Here is a 20,260-nt window from a genome sequence, read left to right on the forward strand (position 1 = left end):
CCTTGGGCCTCAACGGTCGAAGTCCCCATGCGCAAAACATGGGACTTTTGAAAATGAGCCTCTCGCGTCGCCTTTTCCTCGCCGCCTCCCTCGCCACGAGCCTTGCCTCCTTCGCCACCGCCGCCTCGGCGCAGGTCAAGGAGATCCGGATCGACTACGCCACCTACAACCCGGTCAGCCTCGTCTTGAAGGACAAGGGCTTCCTGGAGAAGGAACTGGCGAAGGACGGCATTTCCGTTCGCTGGGTGCAGTCGCTGGGCTCCAACAAGGCGCTTGAATTCCTGAATGCCGGCTCGCTCGATTTCGGCTCGACTGCCGGCGCCGCCGCCCTGATCGGCAAGATCAACGGCAACCCCATCAAGTCGATCTATGTCTATTCCCGCCCCGAATGGACGGCGCTTGTCACCCGCAAGGATACGGGCATCACGAAAGTCGAGGACCTGAAGGGCAAGCGCGTCGCGGTGACGCGCGGCACCGATCCGCACATCTTCCTCGTGCGTGCCTTGCAGGAAGCAAAGCTGACGGAAAAGGACGTGAAGCTCGTTCTGCTGCAGCACCCGGACGGACGCACGGCGCTGGAGCGCGGCGATGTCGATGCCTGGGCCGGTCTCGATCCGCTGATGGCGGCAGCCGAGGTGGAAAGCGGCGCGACGCTTTTCTATCGCAACGCGGGAGCGAATACCTGGGGCGTTTTGAATGTCAGCGAGGCCTTCGCCAAGGACAATCCGGCTCTCGTCTCCAAAGTGCTGAAAGCCTATGAGGAGGCCCGCGCTTATTCGCTCGCCAATCCGGCGGAGTTGAAGAAGACGCTCGTCGCCTACACCAAGCTGCCCGAACCGGTGATCGAGCGTCAGCTTGAGCGCACGGAACTGACGCATTCCACTATCGGACAGCCGCAGGTGGACACCATCCTCGCCGCGGGCCTCGCCTTGCAGCAGGCTGGCGTCATCACCCCCGACACGAATGTGAAGGCCGTGGTCGATGTACTTATCGACCGCAGCTTCGCCACCGCGTCGCGCTGACACGTTTCATCACGGGAGAGCGCCGTGACAGGCCACGCCACAAGCAATGCCTGGTCCTCCCTTAAGGGGGCTGCCGCTCTCGCGGCCCCTCCCCTTGCCGAGAAGCGGCGCACCTTCGACGGGCGCGTTCTTCTCGGCTTTTTCTTGCCCATCGCCGTCGCGGTTCTTTGGGAACTGGCCGTGCGTTTCGGCCTCGCGCAAGGGCGCCTCGTGCCGCCGCCAAGCCGCATCTTTACAACCCTTCTCGCACTTGCCGAAACCGGTGAACTCTGGACCCATGTGTGGGCGACGCTCTGGCGCGTTCTCGTCGGCTTCGTTCTCGGTGCGGCGGGGGGGATCGTGCTCGGCGGGCTCTCCGGTTCCGCCGAAACCATCCGCCGCCTGCTCGATCCGACCCTTCAAGCTTTGCGCGCCATTCCCTCGATCGCCTGGGTGCCGTTGTTCATTCTCTGGCTCGGCATATTCGAAGCGTCGAAGGTGGCGCTGATCGCCGTGGGCGTGTTCTTTCCCGTTTATCTCGGCATTGCGGGTGCAATCCTGTCGGTTGATCGCAAGCTCGTCGAAGTGGGTCAGGTGTTTCGTCTTTCGCGCTACAAGCTCGCCAAGCGCATCCTTCTGCCCGCTGTTCTGCCCGAAGCCTTGATCTCTTTGCGCTCGGGCCTGGGCCTCGGCTTCATGTTCGTGGTCGCAGCCGAATTCATGGGCGCATCCGAGGGTCTCGGCTACCTGCTCGTTGACGGGCAGCAGATGGGCAAGCCCGATCAAATCCTTGCCGCGATCATCGCCTTCGCGCTTCTCGGCAAACTCGCCGACAGCCTGCTGGTTTTTTCCACCAGGCCGCTCGTGCGCTGGCAGGATGTGGTGCGGGAGAGGTTGTGATGCTTGTATTCTCCTCCACACTGTCATTCCGGGGCCGCGCAGCGGAGCCCGCAACCCATAACCGCAATGGCTGGCAAGATAAGACCAACGGATCCCGCTCGTTCTTTTCTGAGCTGTCCGTGTTTATGGGTTCCGGGCTCGGCCTTTGGCCGCCCCGGAATGACAAGGCAGGGTTTCGCCGGCAAATAAGCGACGATGAGAGAGGCTTATAATGCTGTCCCTCGAACATCTCACCAAAATCTACGCCGACGGCACCCGCGCCCTCGCCGACATCAACCTATCCGTCCGCGAGAGTGAGATCGTCGCACTGATCGGCGGGTCGGGTTGCGGCAAGACCACGTTGTTGCGCCTGATCGCGGGTCTCGACAAGGCAAGCGCGGGCGCAATCCGGCTCGACGACGAGACCATCACCGAGCCCCATCCAGCCATCGGCATCGTGTTCCAGGAACCCCGCCTTTTGCCCTGGCTCTCGGTTGCAGACAACGTGGCGTTTGGGCTCGAAGCCTTGAGCACGCCTGAGCGAAAAGCTCGCGTCGAACACGCCCTCGAGAAGATCGGCTTGGCCGAACATGAGAGGCGCTGGCCGCGCGATTTGTCCGGAGGACAGCAGCAGCGAGTGGCGATTGCCCGCGCCTTCGTCGCGCATCCGAAAGTGCTCTTGCTCGACGAGCCGTTCTCCGCGCTCGACGCCTTCACCCGCGCGAGCCTTCACGAACATCTGCTGACGCTTTGGGAAGAGACGCGCCCTACCGTCGTTCTCGTCACGCACGACGTGCAGGAAGCGGTGACGCTCGCCGACCGGGCCATCGTCATGCAGCCGAAACCCGGACGCATCTTCGACGAGTTGCCACTTTCCCTGGCCCGGCCGCGTGACAAGACGGGCCTTCCGTTCGAAACTTCCGTCCGCCGTGTCTTGACGGCGCTGGACCATTCCCTCAACACGCCGCATCAGGAACAACCACGCGAGCGCGACCGTCAGGCCGCCGCTCTGTGGTGGTGAGAAGCAAGGATATCGACATGGACGTGACCGCTCTGCGCGCGCTGCAGGCGCCGCTAAAGGACCAATACCGCGCAGACCCCACTTCCGCGGTCATCACGCTGAAGGCCCAGGGCACGCTCGACGACCAGCACATCGCCTGCAAGGTCGAAACCGGCCGCGCGCTCGCCGTGGCGGGCCTGCATCCGGCGACCGGCGGCTCTGGCGCTGAACTATGCTCCGGCGACATGCTGCTCGAAGCGCTTGTGGCCTGTGCGGGTGTGACGCTCAAAGCCGTGGCCACCGCGCTCGAAATCGAGTTGCGTCACGGCGTGGTGAAGGCGGAGGGCGATCTCGATTTTCGTGGCACGCTCGGCGTCGACAAGACCGCGCCGGTCGGCTTCAGGGACATCCGCCTGTCGTTCGAGATCGATACGGATGCACCGCAAGAGAAGATCGATCAGCTTCTCAAGCTGACCGAGCGCTATTGTGTGGTGTTCCAGACGCTCAACAACAAGCCTGCGCTGAGCGCGACGCTGAACCGGCGGTAGGTCCCTTTGCGAGGGTCAGTTGCCCGCCACGAGGGTTTTCGGCGCGCCGCTGACCATGACTGCCGCGCCGTTGCGGATTTCCTGCACGGCGAGCGCACGGTCATTGGTGCCGTCGGCCCTGAAGCGGAATACGCCGTCGGCTCCGGCAAAGCCGGCGGGGTTGGTCAACACCCCTTCCGCAAAACGTTGCGATCCTTGCACCCGCGTCAGCGCCGCGGCCAACGTCACCGCATCGTAGGACAGAGTGGCAAGGCGGATCGGATCGGTGTTGAAGCGGGCGCGATAGCGGGTCGCGAACGCGTCAAAGCCGCGATTGTCAGGCGCCGAGAACCAGCTCCCCTGCAAGGCCGGCAGCGCGAAAACGCGCGGCTCGTTCCACACGCCGGTGCCGAGCGGCTTGACCTGCTGCGGATTGAAACCAACCCCCTGCAATGCCTGCGCCACCACGGGAAGGACATCGCCGTTCTCGGGCAGGAAGAGCGCATCGGCCTGGGCCGAAGGACCGCCGATGACGCGGGCGAGGCGCTGCACCGCGCCTTGCGGCTGTCCCGCCGGGTAGCGCTCGACCGCGACGATGCGCAGGCCCTGCCGCGCCGCCGCTTCCTGCAACTGCGCTTCCGCCACGCGGCCATAGGTCGTTTCAGGCACGAGGGCGGCAATCGAGCGGCGGCCTTGGGAGGCCGCAAACGACACGATGCGGTCGACCTCTGCTTGCACCAGGAAACTCAAGAGATAGATGCCGCGCGTGGCCACGCTGGCATCGGTGGAGAAGGCGATGATCGGCTTGCCGGTCTGGCGCGCCACCTGTCCCGCCGCCTGGACGGAGCCGGCGAAAAGCGGGCCGAGGATGAGTTCCGCGCCCTCAGTGACGGCCTGGCTCGCCGCATCGCGGGCGCCTTCCGGCGTGCCGCGATCATCCTTCACCAACAGGGTCAGCTCCCCGCCTTGCGATTCGCTCAACGCCAGATCGGCGGCATTGCGCAGGCTCTGCGCTGCCACAGCGGTCTGGCCCTGGCCGGATAGCGGCAGGATCAGCGCGACGCGCACCGGGCCGTTGCCGATGGTCATGCCGGAGCCCATCGGACCCGGCATCGGCGCGGGTCCGGCCGCATAGGCGGAAGACGGGCTTTCAGGCGCGCCCTCGGACGGGATGTCCGCCTCGAATTGCGGCTCCGCGGGGGCGGCAGCAGGAGCCTGTGCGACCCTGCGCGGCGGCCGCATGCTGCCGGAGCCAACGCAACCGGAAAGCACCAGAGAACCTGCCAGCAGGGCAACCCAGACCTTCAGCCTTTTGGCCGAAGCGAGAGGAAAGCGCGCCATCTCCCAACTCCCCATCGAAGCGGTTTTCGACGAAACCGCGCGATCATGGCAGAGAATGGTAAACATTGTTTCCAAGCCCCCCGCTTCCGCTGGGCAGGGCCTTCATGCGACACTAGAGTCCGTTCAAGGCTCCTTGAACCATGATCAGGCTCTAAATTTTAGATACCGCATGATCTTTTCGAAAACCCGGATTCCACTGTTCCGGATCATGCTCTAAGGCGGCAATGACACAGAGAATCGACAACCGGACCAAGCGACGCGAACCCGGCGCGCGGCCCAGCACTTTCACCGCCTTTGGCCTCGCCGCCGAAGCGGAGCCTCTTGCGCCCGGCCTGTACGTGGTCGCAACCCCCATCGGCAACCTGCGCGACGTGTCCTTCCGCGGCTTGAGCGTGCTGGCGGCGGCAGATGCGGTTCTGGCCGAGGACACCCGGGTCACCAAGACCCTGCTCGCCCATTACGGCATCACGACCCCGCTCGTGGCCTATCATGAGCATTCCAACGAGGCCGTGCGCGAGCGCATGGTCCACCGCATCCGCGAGGGCCAGGCGCTGGCGCTCGTGTCCGACGCGGGCACGCCGCTCGTTTCCGACCCCGGCTACAAGCTGGTGCAGGCAGCCATCGAAGAAGGGTTGCCGGTGACGCCCATTCCGGGGCCCTCGGCGGTGCTCACCGCGCTCGTGGTTTCCGGCCTGCCGACCGACCGTTTCTTCTTCGAAGGCTTCTTGCCGGCAAAGAGCGGCGCGCGCCGGGCGAGGCTTGCCGAGATCGCCTCGATTCCCGGAACGCTGATGCTGTTCGAGGGGCCGCACCGCCTGCCCGAAATGCTCGCCGACGCCGCTGCCGTCCTCGGCGAACGGCAGGCCGTGGTAGCGCGCGAACTGACCAAGATGTTCGAGACGATCCGGCGTGGCACCCTGCCCGAACTCGCGGCGCAATTCGCACAAGAAGGCCCGCCGAAGGGGGAGATCGTGGTGCTGATCGGCGAGGCGACAAAAGCCATGCATGCGGCGGAAGCGGACGCGGCTTTGGACGAAAAGCTCGAAGCGGCCTTGAAGCATCACTCGATCAAGGACGCGGCGGCCATCGTCGCCGACGAGTTGGATATGCCGAAACGCGAGGTCTATGCGCGCGCACTCGCTTTGGCGAAAAAGGACACATGACACGCGCCCTCGCGCGCCGCCGCGCGACGTTTCTGCGCGGGCACCGCGCCGAGCGGCTTGCGCTCATGTTTCTGTTGCTGAAGGGCTATCGCCCCCTCGCCCGTCGCTATGCGGCGGCGGGCGGCGAGATCGATCTCGTCGTCGTGCGCGGCGACACCATTGTCTTCGTCGAGGTGAAGGCACGCGGCACGATGGACGACGCCTTGTCCGCGATCACCGCCACCAAGCGCCGCCGCTTCTCCCGCGCCGCCCGGGCATGGCTCGCGCGCCATCCGTGGGCGGCGGCGAAGACGTGGCGCGCCGATGCGGTGTTCCTCGCGCCCCGGCGCTGGCCGCGCCATATTCCAGCGGCGTTCGAGCTGGAGATCGGGTGAAGACGTGGTGCCGTGGGGTCGTGCGCTTCTCGCTCGCCGCTGTCATCGCCGGGCTTATCCCGGTGATCCCGATGCGAAAGACACCTCTCCAATCGAGATGGCCGGGACAAGCCCGGCCATGACAACGAAGGGGAACCCAACCTCATTGAGCCCTGCGTTTTGCCTCCCCTCAAGCCGCCAGACGGCGTTGCTCCGCGACCGCCTGACGGATGTGGCGGGCCATTTCCTGCGCGATCTGCGAACCGCCGTTCTTTGGCAGGTAGAGGTTGACCGAGAAAGGCGGCAGGGGCGGCAAGCCGGATTCCTTGCCGAGCAGTTCCAGGCCGTTCGGCACGCTTGAGGCCATGACCGCCATCACGGCGGTATCCGCCACCGTCGTCGCCACCTGCGCGGAGGTGTTGGTAACCTCCGAGGCAGAGTGCCATTCGATGCCCGCCTTGTGCAGCACCTCGCGGATCGGCGCACGGAACGCGCAATCACTGCATCCGATTGAGACGGGCAGAGGCCGTTGCCGATAGGCTTCGCCGCCGCGCGCGCCGACCCAGACGAGGCGATCCCTGACGAGGTTTTCACCGTTAGGGCCGCATTCCAATTCCGTCGTCAGGGTGAGATCGAGCTTGCCGGCCTGAAGCTGTTCGATAAGATTGACACTCGACGTGCATTTGATCGTGATCTGAACCTTCGGATAGGCCTGCTTGAAGCCCTTCAGGAACGCCGGCAGATAGGTGGTCACGATGTCGCTTGGAATGCCGAAGGTCACCTCGCCCTCATAGACCGGCGTGGTCATTTCGGACCAGATCTCATCGTTAAGGGCAAGAAGGCGCTTCGCGCGCCCGAACAGGCGCTCGCCCGCATTGGTCAACCTCATGCTGCGCCGCTCGCGGCTGATGAGCTCCTCGCCAAACGTCTCTTCCAGCCGCTTGATCTGCTGGCTCACCGCCGCCTGCGTGAGGTTGAGGCTGCGCGTCGCGGCGGTCATGCCGCCCGCATCCACCACCGCCACGAAGGCGCGCAAAAGACCGACATCGAGATTGTGGGGCATGGCCGACCTCATAAGGGTTCGTGATGATCTACATAATGAACATTCGTTTTTCTTATGCAAGAGCAGGGCATATTGTTCCGTCATCGCCTCCGGAAAAGCCTCAACCGAGGTTGCGGGGCGAGCCCGTAAAGCGGGTCATTCGTCTTGGATTGTCGAGCATGCGTCACGACGCCGGGCCCTTTTTCGGCGAACGGTGATGCTTGTCCGAAAAACCCTGGCGGGACCCGGCCGGTTCGAGAAGAGGAGTGAGCCATGTCGATTCCCATGACACGAGAAGCCGCCGCGACTTTGTCAGTTGGTTCATCCGCCGTCGCGCGCCCCAATTTGCTGAGCCGCATTGTCTCCGCCATCGCGCGAGAAATTCGCATCCGTCGCGACATGCGCCTGCTCGCCTCGTTCGACGATGTCGCGCTTCACGATCTCGGCCTGGCGCGCGGCGGAATGGAGGATGCGGTCCGCAACGGCCGTCCGCGCACAAGCGAATTGGTGGTCTTCGACCAGCCGCTGAGGGATACGCCGAACCCACCCATCGTGCCGATGTCCTTCACTGAATGGCGCTGACTTCAATGCCTCGCGCTCACGGCGCGAACACGGTCACCGCGGCAGGCCGGATCGAGAAATGCGCGGGGGTCTGCGTGACGATCTCGCCATCCGCGTTGACCGACCTTTCCCGTCGCGCGCGGATCTCGAATTCCTGCGCCTTGATGGCGCGCACCTCATCCCACGCGCCATGCTCGCCATAGCGAAATGCGCGGGCCATCAGCGCGAGCTTCCACGCCCGGCGGAACTCGAGGCTGTAGAGATCGAGATGCCGGTCGTCGATGGCGGCATCCTTATCCACCGCGTTGCCGCCACCGTAATAGCGCCCGTTTCCGACCGCGATCTGCAAGGTCCGCACGCGCACGGAGGTTTCGCCGCTCACGATGGTGGCGAGAAAAGGGCGCGATCGCTTCGGAAAACAGGGATTCGCCGCTGCGGCTCTTGGCATTGACGATGAGGAGGGCGCAGCGTGGCATGCCTTTCAGATGTGGAAACTTGAGCTTATCTACAAGGGCTCACGCGCAGGGCTCATCTTTTCGTTCACGTGGGGTTGGCTTAGCTGTTGCCTTCCGCGAAAAACGGTCCAATAAATCCGCTCCCCAGGAGGCTGACGTATGACCCTCACCGTCGCGATCCAGATGGATCATATCAACAGCATCAAGATCGCTGGCGATACAGGCTTTGCACTGCTGCTCGAAGCGCAAAGACGAGGACATCGGATCCTGCACTACACGCCCGAGCGTCTTTCTCTGCGCGACGGCAAGGTGTTTGCGATGGTCGACCCCATCGAGGTGCGCGATGAGGAAGGCAACCACTTCACCCTCGGGTCGCAGGAGCGCGTGGATCTTTCGACCGTTGACGCGGTGCTCATGCGTCAGGACCCGCCCTTCGATCTCGCCTATATCACCGCCACGCATTTCCTGGAACGCATCCATCCGAAAACCCTGGTGGTGAACGATCCTGAGCATGTCCGCAATGCGCCGGAGAAGATCTTCGTCACGCATTTCCCGCATCTCATGCCGCCGACACTGATTTCTCGCGACAAGGCGGAAATCGAAGAGTTTCGCCGCGAACATGGCGATGTGGTGATGAAGCCGCTCTACGGGCACGGCGGTGCGAGCGTGTTCAAAGTCGCTCATGAGGATCCGAATTTCGGCTCGCTTTACGACCTCTTCTCCAACCTGTTCCGCGAGCCCTGGGTGACCCAGCGTTTCCTGCCGAAGATCACGGAAGGCGACAAGCGGATCATCCTCATTGACGGTGAGGCGGCCGGCGCAATCAACCGCGTTCCAGCGCCCAACGACATCCGCTCCAACATGGTGCGCGGCGGCGCGGCAAAGCCCACCGATCTCAGCCCGCGCGAGCGCGAAATTTGCGAAACCATCGGCCCGGACCTCAAACGCATGGGCCTCATTCTCGTGGGCATCGACGTGATCGACGGCAATCTCACCGAGATCAACGTGACGGCGCCCACCGGCATCCGCGCCATCAAACGCCTCGGCGGACCGGACCTGGCGGTAACGGTGTGGGATGTGATCGAGGGCAAAGTAAAGCGGGTGTAGTACCTCCCCGTCATTCCGGGGCCGCGTAGCGGAGCCCCGAACCCATAAACGCCAACGTTTCAGAAGCAGGCGAAACGCCGAGTGTACTCTTCTGCGAGGTTGCGTTTCTGGGTTCCGGGCTCGCCTTCGGCGCCCCGGAATGACAGCGGATGTATCTAAGCCGCCAATTCCGCGATCACTGCATTCAACACCGGAAAACCCTTCTTCGTCACGCGAAGGCGCGTGCCGTCGATGCGGATAAGGCCCTCCTCCTCCAAATTCCGCAGCCGCCGCTCGTTAAGCGCCTTTCCGGTAAACGCGGTGTAGCGACGCGGGTCGATGCCCTCTTTCAGGCGAAGGCCCATCAGCAGGAATTCATCGCCCTCAGCCTCCGAGGTCAGCACCTCCTCGTCGATCACCCCATGCCCGTCGCGCTCGACACGCTCGAGCCAGGTCTCGGGGTGCTTTTCGGTTGCGGTCGCAAGCCGCGCATTCCCGGTGACGAGACGGCCGTGGGCGCCGGGGCCGATGCCTGCATATTCGCCGTAGCGCCAATAAACGAGGTTGTGCCGCGATTCCGCGCCGGGCCGGGCGTGGTTCGAGATTTCATAGGCCGGAAGGCCGCGTAACTCGCACACTTCCTGCGTCACATCGTAGAGCGCTCGGCCCGTGTCGTCGTCCGGCACGGTCAGCTTGCCCGCCTTGTGCAGGCGTTCGAACCAGGTGCCGGGTTCGATGGTGAGCTGGTAGAGCGAGAGATGCTCGACTGCGTGGCTGATCGCCCGTTCCAGTTCCGCCCGCCACGCCTCCGGCGTCTGGTCGGGGCGAGCATAGATCAGGTCGAAGGAATAGCGCTCGAAAATGGAGGCAGCGACCTTCACCGCTGCCAGGGCCTCATCGACGGAATGCATGCGGCCCAGACGGCGTAGATCGGGATCGTTCAGCGCCTGCACGCCGAGCGAAACCCGGTTGACGCCAGCATGACGATAGCCGCGAAAGCGCTCCGCTTCGACACTGGTGGGGTTCGCCTCCAGCGTCACCTCCGCGCCCGGATCGACACTCCACGCCCCGCCGATGGCGTCGAGGATCTCAGCTACCGTCTCCGGTTTCATGAGCGAGGGCGTGCCGCCGCCAAAGAAGATGCTGGTGACCGTGCGCCCTGGAATGCGCGCCGCGTTATGCGCGATCTCCCGGCGGAAGGCCGCGAGGAACCGCTCCTGATCCACCGGCTGATGGCGGACATGGCTGTTGAAATCGCAATAGGGACACTTCGAGGCGCAGAAGGGCCAGTGCACATAAACACCAAAGCCCGCATCGCGCGTGGGATGATCGATCATGCGGCTGCTTATGGCAGTTTGCGGGTCCTACGTCACGCTCTCCCCTCGCCGCATCGGGAGAACGCGCCCCCCTCTGAACATCATCCGGGGATCGCTGTTCATCTTGTGAGGCGGCTCGCCCTAGCCTCCAGGGCCTCAGCGGCCTAACGTGAAAGCAGACGAGAGCAAGGAACCACCATGCGTCATTGGCGCGGCCCGTTCGACAGGCAGGGCTACCATCACGGCAATCTGAAGGAGGCGCTGATCGAAGCGGCGCAGCGCTTTATTGCCGAGCGGGGCCTCGGCGGGTTCACCCTCGCAGATGCGGCCAAGCTGGTTGGCGTGACGCCTGCGGCCCTTTACCGCCATTTCCGGGGCCGCGAGGCGCTGGTCGCGGAAGTGGCCTTTCGCGGCTTCAGTCAATTGACGGAACGCCTAGGCCACGCGCTGAAAAGCCAGGGCACGCCCCTGGAGCGTTTCACCCGCATGGGCGAGGCGTATCTTGCCTTCGCCGAGCAGGAGCCGGGCTTCTACGCCGCCATGTTCTCCGCCCAACCGGGCGACGGGGACACGAAGGACAAGCCCGGCGGCCACGCTTTCGACTTTCTCGTCCACGCCCTGTCGGACACCTTCCCCGAAGGATTCAAGGATGTGGATGTGCGCTTCATCGCCATCGAGGTCTGGGCGCTTTCGCACGGCATCGCGATGCTGGATGCGGCGGGTCAACTCCCGAAGGGGCCCGGCATGCCGAGCAAGTACGAGCTTTTGCGCGCGGGGGTGCTGGCCCTGGTCCACGGGGCTCTGCAAGGTACCCGCAAAAATCCCTGACGATTAAGGCCGTCGGCACCCTTGAAAGCGCCAAAATCGCACCGCATGTAAATGTTGTTAGCATTAACATGCGGGAACTGCGATGTCTGATTCAGCTTCCACTGCCTGGAATTCGGGTCCGTATTCGAGCCCCCACGGGGGCTGCCATGCGGGTCCTTGGGAAAGCGGCGCTCACCGGCGTTGCGGGGGGCGTCCTCCCCGGCGTGCGTTGGAGATCGTCGGGATCATCTTCGCCTTCATCTGGTTCTGGCCGGCTGCGCTGGCCTACCTGGTCTGGAAAGTCATGGGATATCCAAAATTCGATGAGGCGAAGGCCTTCCTTCGCGAAAACTTCGGTCGGCCGATGGATGATCTGTTCGCGTACCGTCGTCCGGCCGGAGGCTTTGGCAACGCCACCGGCAACGCCGCTTTCGAGGATTATCGCCGCAAGGAATTGCAGCGCCTCGAAGAGGAGCGCCGCCGTCTCGACGAGGAGGCTCGCGCCTTCACCGATTTCGTCGAGGAATTAAAGCGCGCCAAGGATCGCGACGAATTCGACGCCTTCATGGCAAAGCGCCGCGCCGAGAAGAACGGCCCGACGGACATCTGACGGCTTGGCGGAGCGCCTTCAAGGCGCTCCCCTGTTTTTTACGCCGCGCGCGTCGGCAGGCAGCCGGCGGCGAGGTTAAGGAATGCGCGCGCCCGGTGCGACAAGGCTTCGGGCGTGGGCTTCGTCCAGTCGATACCATGCTTTTCCTCGGACGAAATCTCGCCGAAGGTTTTGGTGAATCCGTCCGGCTGGAACAGGGGATCGTAGCCGAAGCCCTGGGTTCCTCTCGGCGGCCACACGACCTGGCCGAACACGCGACCCTCGAACAATTCCTCATGCCCGTCCGGCCAGGCGATGACGAGCGCCGAGGTGAAATGGGCCTTGCGGTTGCCATCCGCCGTCACGCCGCGCTTCCGCAATTCGTGTTCGACCCGCGCCATCGCCCCCGGAAAATCCTTGTTCGGGCCGGCCCAGTTCGCGGTGAAAAGCCCCGGCGCGCCATCGAGCGCATCGACGCAAAGTCCTGAATCGTCAGAAAGCGCCGGAAGGCCGGTGGCTTTCGCCGCCGCATGGGCCTTGATGGCCGCGTTCTCGGAGAACATGTAGCCGGTTTCGTCCGGCTCCGGCAGGCCGAGTTCGCCCGCCGAGACCGCCTCGATCCCGAACGGCGCAAGAAGCTCCTGCATCTCGCGCAGCTTGCCCGGATTGTGGGTGGCAATGACGACCTTGCCGGTCAGGGGACGATGCATTTTGGGATTTCCTCGACATCTCGGGCAGCAGAGTGCGAGCCGGGTTATTGTTACGAATGCCGCTTGAGGCAAGGTGCCTCGGAATCAAGGACGAGGCGTACCCTCATCCTGATGAGGGCCGAAAGGCCCGTCTCGAAGGCGGATCCAGCGCGCACTGAAAACGCCCCGTCCTTCGAGACGGATTGCTCCGCAATCCTCCTCAGGATGAGGCTGGGCGGGAGCGAGACAGCCTTACGCGACAGCCTTCTTCTGCAAATCGACGAGCTGCGCGACACCCGCCTTGGCGAGACGCAGCAGGGTCAAAAACTCGTCTTCCGAGAAGGGCTTGCCTTCCGCCGTGCCCTGCACCTCGACGATGCCGCCGGAGGCGGTGATGACGAAGTTGGAATCGGTCTCTGCAGCGGAATCCTCGGCGTAATCGAGGTCGAGCACCGGCTTGCCCTGATAAATGCCGCAAGAGACGGCGGCCACGGGCTCGCGGAGCGGGTTGATCGAGATGATCGAGCGGCTCTGCATCCAGGCGAAGCATTCGTGCAACGCCACCCAGGCCCCGGTGATGGAAGCGGTGCGGGTGCCCCCGTCAGCCTGGATCACGTCGCAATCGACCACAATCTGCCGCTCGCCGATGGCGGGCAGGTTGACCACGGCGCGAAGAGAACGGCCGATCAGGCGCTGGATTTCCTGGGTGCGGCCCGACGGCTTGCCGGAAGTCACCTCGCGGCGGGTGCGCTCGTGCGTCGCGCGGGGGAGCATGGCGTATTCAGCCGTAACCCAGCCCTTGCCGGTGCCGCGCAGCCACGGCGGGCCTTTTTCTTCCAGCGAGGCGGTGCAGAGCACGCGGGTATTGCCAAAGGTCACGAGGCAGGAGCCCTCCGCATAACGCGCGACGCCGCGCTCCAGGGTGACGGGGCGCAATTCGTCGGGGGCGCGGTTGGAAGGACGCATGGGAAACCTCTCCTCGGGGTCTGAAATTGTGAGAAGCGTCTTAGAAGCTGCGACAGGGCTAAGGCAAGCGCAGGCTTGCCTAAACGCCCTCGCGTCCGCACATAATGCTCACTTGCTTGGTGGAATCAGAAGGGCTTAAGAACCGTCGAATGCATATCCCAGGTTCCTTTTCCAGCCCCTCGGAGAGCCGCGCCGTCGCGGACCTGAACGAGCGCTCGCGTGAAATCTTCCGCCAGATCGTCGAGAGCTATCTGACAACCGGCGAGCCTGTGGGCTCGCGCAACCTGTCGCGCATCCTCACCCACCCCCTCTCTCCCGCCTCGATCCGCAACGTGATGTCCGACCTGGAGGCGGCCGGGCTGATCTTCGCGCCTCATACCAGCGCCGGGCGGCTGCCAACGGAGACGGGTCTGCGCTTCTTCGTCGATGCCATGATGGAGATCGGCGACGTGACCACAGAGGAGCGGGCCCGCATCGAAGCGCAGATGAAAGCCGCCGCTTCCGGCCACACCCTCGAGACGGCGCTGACCGAAGCCTCGACGCTTCTCTCTGGCGTCTCGCGCGGCGCGGGTGTCGTCGTCACGTCAAAATCATCCAATGTGCGGCTGAAGCATATCGAGTTCGTGCGGCTCGACACGACCCGCGCTCTCGTGGTGCTCGTCTCCGAGGACGGATCGGTCGAAAACCGTCTGCTCGACCTGCCGGCGGGATTGCCCGCAGGGGCCCTGGTGGAGGCTGGGAACTTCCTCAATGCCCGCATCCAGGGTCGCACGCTCGGCGATCTCCGGCAGGCGATCGAAATGCGGCGCGAGGAGATGGAGAAAGAGCTCGACACGCTCACCGCCAAGCTCGTCGAAGCGGGCCTTGCCACCACGGTGGGACCCGCGGAATCGCGCCAGCTCATCGTGCGCGGCCAGGCTAACCTGCTCGACGACCTGAAGGCGGCCGAAGACCTCGATCGCATACGCCTGCTTTTTGCCGATCTCGAAACGCAGACCGATGTCATCGACCTCTTGAGCCGCGCCGAGGGCGGAGAAGGGGTGCGTATCTTCATCGGCTCGGAGAATAAATTGTTCTCGCTCTCCGGCTCTTCGATGATCGCTGCCCCCTTCCGGGATGGTAGCCAGAAGATTGTCGGCGTGGTCGGCGTCATCGGCCCGACGCGGCTGAACTATGCCCGCATCGTACCGATGGTCGATTACACTGCTAAGGTGGTGTCACGTATCCTTGAACAAGGGCGATAGGATCGAAAGCCTGATCGACGCCTCATTGCCGTTGCCTGACATGGGAGCCGCCAAGTTCTTCGCACCAAGTTGCGGGGAGATGGGAAACTAACTTGGCCGGAAGCGTTAAACCTTCGGTCCATGAAAGGGACCAACGCTTCCATCGAGATCAGGAGGTTCCCTTGAAGACACTGACAATCCTTGCCGGCGCGGGTTTCATGATGCTCGGCACGATCGGCCTGGCGCAGGCTCAGGTCAGCGGTACGCCGAACTCGCCGTTCCCGTTGGCCGCTCCGAACGAAGTGCAGATCATCAACGGCATACCCTGCCGTACTATTCTGCAGTCTGAGACCAACCAGCGCATCCCGATTCAATGCGCCACCCCGTCCGGCATGGTCGGCATCGGCACAATAAGCTCGGAGCCGATGACGACGGGCAGCACGACTCCGTCCTCCGGGGCTCCCCTGTCCGGCACACCGAACTCCCCCTTCCCGTTGGCCGCATCTAACGAGGTCATGATCATCAACGGACTTGCGTGCCGCACCCTCCTTGTTCCGGAAACCCAGCAGCGGGTGCCCGTGGAATGCGTAAAGCGTTGATCGCCGGCCTGCCTCGACGATAAGCGCGGCAACATCAGGATCCTCGGCCCGACGCGATTGAACACTCGCGCCGGGCCGATGGTTGATGACACCACCAAGGTGGTATCTCGCTTTCTGGTAGCTCGGGTGTTGAAACGCCTCAATGACCCGTCCGGTCCGCGCCGCGGCTGGCCTCGAAAAGGAACCAGGTCCGGCGCTCGGTCTCATCGATCCACACCTCGATCATGCTGGCGGTCGCCACATCCTCGTGGTCATCGCAGATCTTGTGCGCCGCGCGCATATTGGCCGCGAAGGTCTTGTTGTCCTCGAGAAGCTCCCGCAGCATTTCCAGCGGCGGCACGAAATCGGCATCGTTATCGTCAATCCGCTGCAGCCGGGACACCTGACCGATGGAGCGGATGGTGGTTCCGCCGATCTTGCGGACGCGCTCCGCCATGGCGTCGGTCATGGCGAAAATCTGATCGGCTTGCTTGTCGAGGAGCAAATGATAGTCGCGGAAATGCGGCCCGCTCACATGCCAGTGGAAATTCTTGGTTTTCAGGTAAAGGGCGAAAGTATCGGCAACAAGCGTGTTAAGGGCCTTGGAGATAGCGGCAACGGCATCGGCTTTCAGGTCGGTCGGGGTCTCGAGGGCTGCCGCCTTCTTCTGCGGCTGGAGCATACGTACTTTCGACATCGTCCGGGTCCTTTTCTTGCTGAGATGGGCCGGGGCTCGAACCGCCCGGCTTGAACCGCCCCAACGGGGGGAAGCGCCTCGTCAACGCCTCAGCCCGAAAAGTGTTGCCCGTCCTTGCCTCTGGGGAAGGCTTTCACGCCGATTTTCCCGCTCGCGACAACGCCTTCGCTTGGCTTCCTGTGGCCGCGCTGCTATGTGCCCGGCATGAGCGCACATACTTTCGACCAGATCCGCAACTTTTCCATCGTGGCCCATATCGACCACGGGAAGTCGACCCTTGCCGACCGTCTGATCCAGACCACGGGGGCGCTGTCCGCCCGCGAGATGACGGAGCAGGTGCTCGACAACATGGATATCGAGCGGGAACGGGGCATCACCATCAAGGCCCAGACCGTGCGCCTGGAATACACGGCCGAGGATGGCAAGACCTATATCCTGAACCTGATGGACACCCCCGGCCACGTTGACTTCGCCTACGAGGTTTCGCGGTCGCTCGCTGCTTGCGAGGGGTCGCTGCTCGTCGTTGACGCCTCCCAAGGCGTGGAAGCGCAGACGCTCGCCAACGTCTATCAGGCCATCGACGCCGGCCACGAGATCGTGCCCGTCCTCAACAAAATCGACCTGCCTGCCGCCGATCCGGACCGGATCAAGGAGCAGATCGAGGAAGTGATCGGCATCGACGCGTCCGACGCCGTGCCGATCTCGGCCAAGACCGGCCTCAACATCGAGGGCGTGCTCGAAGCCATCGTCAAGAAGCTGCCGCCGCCGAAGGGCGACGAGAACGCCCCGCTGAAGGCCCTCCTGGTCGATAGCTGGTACGACGCCTATCTCGGTGTCGTCGTGCTCGTGCGCATCATCGACGGCGTGCTGAAGAAGGGCATGACCATCAAGATGATGGGCACCAACGCCGTCTATGGCGTCGACCGCATCGGCGTGTTCGCCCCCAAGATGCGCGACATGGCCCAGCTCGGCCCCGGCGAGGTGGGCTTCCTCACTGCGTCGATCAAGGAAGTGGCCGATACCCGCGTCGGCGACACCATCACCGAGGACCGCAAGCCCACCGCCTCCGCGCTTCCCGGCTTCAAGCCCGTGCAGCCGGTCGTGTTCTGTGGTCTGTTCCCCGTGGACGCCGCCGAGTTCGAGAACCTGCGCGCCGCCATGGGCAAACTGCGCCTCAACGATGCCAGCTTCTCCTACGAGATGGAGACCTCGGCCGCGCTCGGCTTCGGCTTCCGCTGTGGTTTCTTGGGCCTGCTCCACCTCGAAATCATTCAGGAGCGCCTGGAGCGCGAGTTCAACCTCGACCTCATCTCCACCGCGCCGAGCGTGGTCTATCATCTGAACCTACGCGACGGCTCGACCATCGAGCTACACAACCCCGCCGACATGCCGGACGTGATGAAGATCGAGACCATCGAGGAGCCGTGGATCCGCGCCACGATTCTCACGCCGGACGATTATCTCGGCTCCGTGCTCAAGCTCTGCCAGGAACGGCGCGGCATCCAGATCGACCTCAACTATGTCGGCAAGCGCGCCATGGTCATCTACGACCTGCCGCTCAACGAAGTGGTGTTCGATTTCTACGACCGCCTGAAGTCGATATCGAAGGGCTATGCCTCCTTCGACTACCACATCTCCGATTACCGCGAGGGCGACCTCGTGAAGATGTCGGTTCTCGTCAACGCGGAGCCTGTGGATGCCCTCTCCATGCTCGTCCACCGCGACCGCGCGGAAGGCCGTGGCCGCGCCATGTGCGAGAAGCTCAAAGAGCTGATCCCGCCGCACATGTTCCAGATTCCGGTCCAGGCAGCCATCGGCGGCAAGATCATCGCCCGCGAAACCATCCGCGCGCTGCGCAAGGACGTGACCGCCAAGTGCTACGGCGGCGACGCCTCCCGCAAGCGCAAGCTGCTCGATAAGCAGAAGGAAGGCAAGAAGCGGATGCGCCAGTTCGGCAAGGTCGACATCCCGCAGGAAGCTTTCATCGCCGCGCTTAAGATGGATAGCTGATCGTCAGGAGCGAGCGGTCGTCTCATTTGGGGCAGAGCGCGTCTCGCTTGCGCCGCGCTCGTACCAGCCCTGGCTCGCATTGACGATCTTCACCACCGAGAGCATCACCGGCACCTCGACCAGCACGCCGACAACAGTGGCGAGCGCCGCGCCCGAATTGAAGCCGAATAGGCTGATCGCGGCGGCGACCGCCAACTCGAAGAAGTTGCTCGCACCGATCAAGGCGGACGGGCCCGCGACGCAATGCTTCTCGCCAGCGATCCGGTTCAGGATGTAGGCGAGCCCCGCGTTGAAATAGACTTGGATGAGGATCGGCACCGCCAGCAGCGCGATCACCAGAGGCTGCGCCAGAATCTGCTCACCCTGAAATCCGAACAGCAGTACGAGAGTCGCGAGCAACGCGACGAGCGAGAGCGGTTGCAGCCGTGCAAGAAGCCGCGCGAGCGCGGCCTCCCCGCCTGTCGCGAGAACGCGCTTGCGCAACAACTGCGCAGCGATCACCGGAACGACGATGTAGAGCCCGACCGACAGCACGAGCGTGCCCCACGGCACGATGATGGCCGAGAGGCCGAGCAGGAGTCCGACGATGGGCGCGAAGGCGACGACCATGATCGTGTCGTTGAGCGCGACCTGCGAGAGGGTGAAATGCGGTTCGCCCTTCGTCAGGTTGCTCCACACAAACACCATGGCGGTGCAGGGCGCAGCCGCCAGGATGATGAGGCCGGCGATGTAGAAGTCGACCTGGTCGGCAGGCAGGTAGGGCTTGAACAGGTATCCGATGAAGAACCAGCCGAGCGCCGCCATGGAGAACGGTTTCACCGCCCAATTGATGAACAGCGTCACGCCGATACCGCGCCAATGTTCGCGCACCTGATGCAGCGCAGAGAAGTCAATCTTGACCAGCATCGGCACGATCATCAGCCAGATCAGGACCGCCATCGGCAGATTGACCTTCGCGACTTCCGCCGCTCCGATGATGTGGAAGACACCCGGAAACGCATGGCCGAGCACGATGCCCGCGACGATGCAGAGGGCGACCCAGAGGGTGAGATAACGCTCGAAAGTGGACATGTTGTTCTCTTTCTCCTCAGGCCGTCTCAGAACGGGTGGCTGTGGCGCCCTCGACTCGCCCGATGGCGCCAAGCCTGGTTCGCAAGGACACTGCGTCGCGGTCCGCCAAGGGCAGGCTCAGGAACAGAGAGATCCGGTTGCGGAGATATTTGAACGCCTGCACGAAGGCGCGCTCCTTTTCGAGGTCGCTACCCTCGACCGTCGCGGGGTCTTCGATGCCCCAATGGGCGGTCGCCGGATGGCCGGGCCAGACTGGACAGGATTCGCCGGCGGCGTTGTCGCAGACAGTGAAGATGAAATCCATCGGCGGCACGTCCGGCCCGGTGAACTCGTCCCAGTTCTTGGAACGGAAATCCGTCGCCGGGTAGCCCGCGGCGTCAAGGACCCGGAGCGCGAAGGGGTTGACCGTTCCCTTCGGCTGGCTGCCCGCCGAGAAGGCGCGAAACCGCCCTGCCCCATCCTTGCGCAGAATGCCTTCCGCCAGAATGGAGCGGGCGGTGTTTCCCGTGCAGAGAAATAGCACGTTGTAGATATGCTCGCTCATAAGCAGACTTCCTCGGTCGATGTGCAGCAGGGGGTGAGATCGGCGATCAACGGCGCGCAAATCTCCGGCCGCCCGCCACAGCAATCCTTGACGAGAAAGGCCGCCACATCGCGCATGCGCGCCAGATCGGCCCGATAGATCACCGATCGACTCTGCCGCTCCGACCGGATCAGCCCTGCCCGCGTCAGCACGGCCAGATGCGTCGACATGGTGTTGGCGGGCACCACGAAATGCCGGGCGATTTCACCCGAGGGCAGACCTTTCGGCTCATGAGCGACCAGCAGCCGGAACACATCGAGCCGGGTCGATTGCGCCAGGGCTGCGAGCACGAGAATGGCTTGTTCGTTTTCCATAATTCCAGA

General features: G+C 63.7%; 22 protein-coding genes and 1 pseudogene. 13 read left to right on the plus strand and 10 right to left on the minus strand.

Annotated features, from left to right (window positions below; translation table 11 throughout):
* Positions 1-53 precede the first annotated feature (53 nt).
* From I2H38_RS10385 to I2H38_RS10400, 4 genes are all read left to right on the plus strand, one after another.
* Positions 54-1,022 (plus strand): aliphatic sulfonate ABC transporter substrate-binding protein, encoded by a 969-nt coding sequence (locus tag I2H38_RS10385; protein WP_196271778.1) that lies wholly within the window; start codon positions 54-56, stop codon positions 1,020-1,022.
* A 24-nt stretch (positions 1,023-1,046) separates the two neighbouring features.
* The gene (locus I2H38_RS10390; protein ID WP_196271779.1) at positions 1,047-1,901 is read left to right on the plus strand and encodes an ABC transporter permease; all 855 of its coding nucleotides are present in this window, start codon (positions 1,047-1,049) and stop codon (positions 1,899-1,901) included.
* 211 nt (positions 1,902-2,112) lie between these two features.
* The gene (locus I2H38_RS10395) at positions 2,113-2,901 is read left to right on the plus strand and encodes an ABC transporter ATP-binding protein (protein WP_196271780.1); all 789 of its coding nucleotides are present in this window, start codon (positions 2,113-2,115) and stop codon (positions 2,899-2,901) included.
* A gap of 17 nt (positions 2,902-2,918) precedes the next feature.
* On the plus strand, positions 2,919-3,428 hold the full coding sequence (locus tag I2H38_RS10400) for an OsmC family protein (protein WP_196271781.1): 510 nt from the start codon (positions 2,919-2,921) through the stop codon (positions 3,426-3,428).
* 15 nt (positions 3,429-3,443) lie between these two features.
* On the opposite strand, the gene I2H38_RS10405 is transcribed toward I2H38_RS10400, so the two are convergent.
* Positions 3,444-4,748 carry a penicillin-binding protein activator gene (locus tag I2H38_RS10405; RefSeq protein WP_229426648.1) on the minus strand — a complete coding sequence of 435 codons (1,305 nt, stop codon included), beginning with the start codon at positions 4,746-4,748 and terminating at the stop codon, positions 3,444-3,446.
* Positions 4,749-4,972: 224 nt separating this feature from the next.
* Here I2H38_RS10405 and rsmI point away from each other — a divergent pair, with 224 nt between their 5' ends.
* The gene (rsmI, locus tag I2H38_RS10410; RefSeq protein WP_196271782.1) at positions 4,973-5,911 is read left to right on the plus strand and encodes a 16S rRNA (cytidine(1402)-2'-O)-methyltransferase; all 939 of its coding nucleotides are present in this window, start codon (positions 4,973-4,975) and stop codon (positions 5,909-5,911) included.
* Positions 5,908-6,285: a YraN family protein gene (locus I2H38_RS10415; protein WP_196271783.1), complete on the plus strand. Its 378-nt coding sequence runs from the start codon at positions 5,908-5,910 to the stop codon at positions 6,283-6,285. Before rsmI ends, I2H38_RS10415 begins: the two co-directional genes overlap by 4 nt.
* Positions 6,286-6,454: 169 nt before the next feature.
* Here I2H38_RS10415 and I2H38_RS10420 read toward each other — a convergent pair whose 3' ends face one another.
* Positions 6,455-7,327 (minus strand): LysR family transcriptional regulator, encoded by an 873-nt coding sequence (locus I2H38_RS10420; RefSeq protein ID WP_196271784.1) that lies wholly within the window; start codon positions 7,325-7,327, stop codon positions 6,455-6,457.
* A 252-nt stretch (positions 7,328-7,579) separates the two neighbouring features.
* Between I2H38_RS10420 and I2H38_RS10425 the strand changes: the two genes are divergently transcribed.
* Complete coding sequence (locus I2H38_RS10425) at positions 7,580-7,888, plus strand: DUF1127 domain-containing protein (RefSeq protein WP_196271785.1); 309 nt, start codon at positions 7,580-7,582, stop codon at positions 7,886-7,888.
* Between the two features lie 16 nt (positions 7,889-7,904).
* Here the strand turns inward: I2H38_RS10425 and I2H38_RS10430 are convergent.
* A pseudogene (locus tag I2H38_RS10430) lies at positions 7,905-8,273 on the minus strand (lipid kinase); the annotation flags it as partial.
* Positions 8,274-8,481: 208 nt separating this feature from the next.
* Here I2H38_RS10430 and gshB point away from each other — a divergent pair.
* On the plus strand, positions 8,482-9,429 hold the full coding sequence (gene gshB / locus I2H38_RS10435; RefSeq protein WP_196271787.1) for a glutathione synthase: 948 nt from the start codon (positions 8,482-8,484) through the stop codon (positions 9,427-9,429).
* 155 nt (positions 9,430-9,584) lie between these two features.
* On the opposite strand, the gene hemW is transcribed toward gshB, so the two are convergent.
* The gene (hemW, locus tag I2H38_RS10440; RefSeq protein WP_196271788.1) at positions 9,585-10,745 is read right to left on the minus strand and encodes a radical SAM family heme chaperone HemW; all 1,161 of its coding nucleotides are present in this window, start codon (positions 10,743-10,745) and stop codon (positions 9,585-9,587) included.
* Positions 10,746-10,922: 177 nt separating this feature from the next.
* Between hemW and I2H38_RS10445 the strand changes: the two genes are divergently transcribed.
* Complete coding sequence (locus tag I2H38_RS10445) at positions 10,923-11,552, plus strand: TetR/AcrR family transcriptional regulator (RefSeq protein ID WP_196271789.1); 630 nt, start codon at positions 10,923-10,925, stop codon at positions 11,550-11,552.
* Between the two features lie 82 nt (positions 11,553-11,634).
* Complete coding sequence (locus I2H38_RS10450) at positions 11,635-12,141, plus strand: DUF2852 domain-containing protein (RefSeq protein WP_196271790.1); 507 nt, start codon at positions 11,635-11,637, stop codon at positions 12,139-12,141.
* 38 nt (positions 12,142-12,179) lie between these two features.
* Here the strand turns inward: I2H38_RS10450 and rdgB are convergent, their stop codons facing one another.
* Together rdgB and rph are read right to left on the minus strand one after the other, a co-directional pair.
* The gene (rdgB, locus tag I2H38_RS10455) at positions 12,180-12,830 is read right to left on the minus strand and encodes an RdgB/HAM1 family non-canonical purine NTP pyrophosphatase (RefSeq protein ID WP_196271791.1); all 651 of its coding nucleotides are present in this window, start codon (positions 12,828-12,830) and stop codon (positions 12,180-12,182) included.
* A gap of 231 nt (positions 12,831-13,061) precedes the next feature.
* Positions 13,062-13,775: a ribonuclease PH gene (gene rph, locus I2H38_RS10460; RefSeq protein WP_196271792.1), complete on the minus strand. Its 714-nt coding sequence runs from the start codon at positions 13,773-13,775 to the stop codon at positions 13,062-13,064.
* Positions 13,776-13,924: 149 nt separating this feature from the next.
* Here rph and hrcA point away from each other — a divergent pair, with 149 nt between their 5' ends.
* Both hrcA and I2H38_RS10470 read left to right on the plus strand, forming a co-directional pair.
* Positions 13,925-15,019, plus strand: a complete 1,095-nt coding sequence (hrcA, locus tag I2H38_RS10465; protein ID WP_229426649.1) for a heat-inducible transcriptional repressor HrcA — start codon at positions 13,925-13,927, stop codon at positions 15,017-15,019.
* Positions 15,020-15,180: 161 nt separating this feature from the next.
* Positions 15,181-15,597, plus strand: coding sequence for a hypothetical protein (locus I2H38_RS10470; protein ID WP_196271794.1), 417 nt, complete (start codon positions 15,181-15,183; stop codon positions 15,595-15,597).
* A gap of 139 nt (positions 15,598-15,736) precedes the next feature.
* On the opposite strand, the gene I2H38_RS10475 is transcribed toward I2H38_RS10470, so the two are convergent.
* Entirely contained in the window at positions 15,737-16,273 is a 537-nt protein-coding gene (locus I2H38_RS10475; protein ID WP_196271795.1) for a Dps family protein, read from the minus strand.
* Between the two features lie 204 nt (positions 16,274-16,477).
* Between I2H38_RS10475 and lepA the strand changes: the two genes are divergently transcribed.
* A complete protein-coding gene (gene lepA, locus I2H38_RS10480; RefSeq protein ID WP_196271796.1) occupies positions 16,478-18,283 on the plus strand; it encodes a translation elongation factor 4 in 1,806 nt (601 codons plus the stop codon).
* A 3-nt stretch (positions 18,284-18,286) separates the two neighbouring features.
* Here lepA and arsB read toward each other — a convergent pair whose 3' ends face one another.
* From arsB to I2H38_RS10495, 3 genes are read right to left on the minus strand one after another with little or no spacing between them, the layout of a single operon-like run.
* On the minus strand, positions 18,287-19,354 hold the full coding sequence (gene arsB, locus I2H38_RS10485; RefSeq protein WP_196271797.1) for an ACR3 family arsenite efflux transporter: 1,068 nt from the start codon (positions 19,352-19,354) through the stop codon (positions 18,287-18,289).
* A gap of 16 nt (positions 19,355-19,370) precedes the next feature.
* Positions 19,371-19,898 (minus strand): arsenate reductase ArsC, encoded by a 528-nt coding sequence (locus tag I2H38_RS10490; RefSeq protein WP_196271798.1) that lies wholly within the window; start codon positions 19,896-19,898, stop codon positions 19,371-19,373.
* Positions 19,895-20,251 carry an ArsR/SmtB family transcription factor gene (locus I2H38_RS10495; RefSeq protein WP_196271799.1) on the minus strand — a complete coding sequence of 119 codons (357 nt, stop codon included), beginning with the start codon at positions 20,249-20,251 and terminating at the stop codon, positions 19,895-19,897. The genes I2H38_RS10490 and I2H38_RS10495 overlap by 4 nt, the downstream gene beginning before the upstream one ends.
* Positions 20,252-20,260: the final 9 nt, after the last annotated feature.

This window comes from Microvirga alba (assembly GCF_015694465.1).
Lineage (GTDB): Bacteria > Pseudomonadota > Alphaproteobacteria > Rhizobiales > Beijerinckiaceae > Microvirga > Microvirga alba.

What these genes read in the sequence shown, in the direction of transcription:
- I2H38_RS10475 (WP_196271795.1), bottom strand. Translation starts at nt 16,273, where the DNA reads ATGTCGAAAGTACGTATGCTCCAGCCGCAGAAGAAGGCGGCAGCCCTC.
- rdgB (WP_196271791.1), bottom strand. Translation starts at nt 12,830, where the DNA reads ATGCATCGTCCCCTGACCGGCAAGGTCGTCATTGCCACCCACAATCCG.
- I2H38_RS10495 (WP_196271799.1), bottom strand. Translation starts at nt 20,251, where the DNA reads ATGGAAAACGAACAAGCCATTCTCGTGCTCGCAGCCCTGGCGCAATCG.
- I2H38_RS10385 (WP_196271778.1), top strand. Translation starts at nt 54, where the DNA reads ATGAGCCTCTCGCGTCGCCTTTTCCTCGCCGCCTCCCTCGCCACGAGC.
- I2H38_RS10395 (WP_196271780.1), top strand. Translation starts at nt 2,113, where the DNA reads ATGCTGTCCCTCGAACATCTCACCAAAATCTACGCCGACGGCACCCGC.
- hrcA (WP_229426649.1), top strand. Translation starts at nt 13,925, where the DNA reads ATGCATATCCCAGGTTCCTTTTCCAGCCCCTCGGAGAGCCGCGCCGTC.
- gshB (WP_196271787.1), top strand. Translation starts at nt 8,482, where the DNA reads ATGACCCTCACCGTCGCGATCCAGATGGATCATATCAACAGCATCAAG.
- I2H38_RS10445 (WP_196271789.1), top strand. Translation starts at nt 10,923, where the DNA reads ATGCGTCATTGGCGCGGCCCGTTCGACAGGCAGGGCTACCATCACGGC.
- I2H38_RS10450 (WP_196271790.1), top strand. Translation starts at nt 11,635, where the DNA reads ATGTCTGATTCAGCTTCCACTGCCTGGAATTCGGGTCCGTATTCGAGC.
- I2H38_RS10425 (WP_196271785.1), top strand. Translation starts at nt 7,580, where the DNA reads ATGTCGATTCCCATGACACGAGAAGCCGCCGCGACTTTGTCAGTTGGT.
- arsB (WP_196271797.1), bottom strand. Translation starts at nt 19,354, where the DNA reads ATGTCCACTTTCGAGCGTTATCTCACCCTCTGGGTCGCCCTCTGCATC.
- lepA (WP_196271796.1), top strand. Translation starts at nt 16,478, where the DNA reads ATGAGCGCACATACTTTCGACCAGATCCGCAACTTTTCCATCGTGGCC.
- I2H38_RS10400 (WP_196271781.1), top strand. Translation starts at nt 2,919, where the DNA reads ATGGACGTGACCGCTCTGCGCGCGCTGCAGGCGCCGCTAAAGGACCAA.
- I2H38_RS10490 (WP_196271798.1), bottom strand. Translation starts at nt 19,898, where the DNA reads ATGAGCGAGCATATCTACAACGTGCTATTTCTCTGCACGGGAAACACC.
- rsmI (WP_196271782.1), top strand. Translation starts at nt 4,973, where the DNA reads ATGACACAGAGAATCGACAACCGGACCAAGCGACGCGAACCCGGCGCG.
- hemW (WP_196271788.1), bottom strand. Translation starts at nt 10,745, where the DNA reads ATGATCGATCATCCCACGCGCGATGCGGGCTTTGGTGTTTATGTGCAC.
- I2H38_RS10420 (WP_196271784.1), bottom strand. Translation starts at nt 7,327, where the DNA reads ATGCCCCACAATCTCGATGTCGGTCTTTTGCGCGCCTTCGTGGCGGTG.
- rph (WP_196271792.1), bottom strand. Translation starts at nt 13,775, where the DNA reads ATGCGTCCTTCCAACCGCGCCCCCGACGAATTGCGCCCCGTCACCCTG.
- I2H38_RS10415 (WP_196271783.1), top strand. Translation starts at nt 5,908, where the DNA reads ATGACACGCGCCCTCGCGCGCCGCCGCGCGACGTTTCTGCGCGGGCAC.
- I2H38_RS10405 (WP_229426648.1), bottom strand. Translation starts at nt 4,748, where the DNA reads ATGGCGCGCTTTCCTCTCGCTTCGGCCAAAAGGCTGAAGGTCTGGGTT.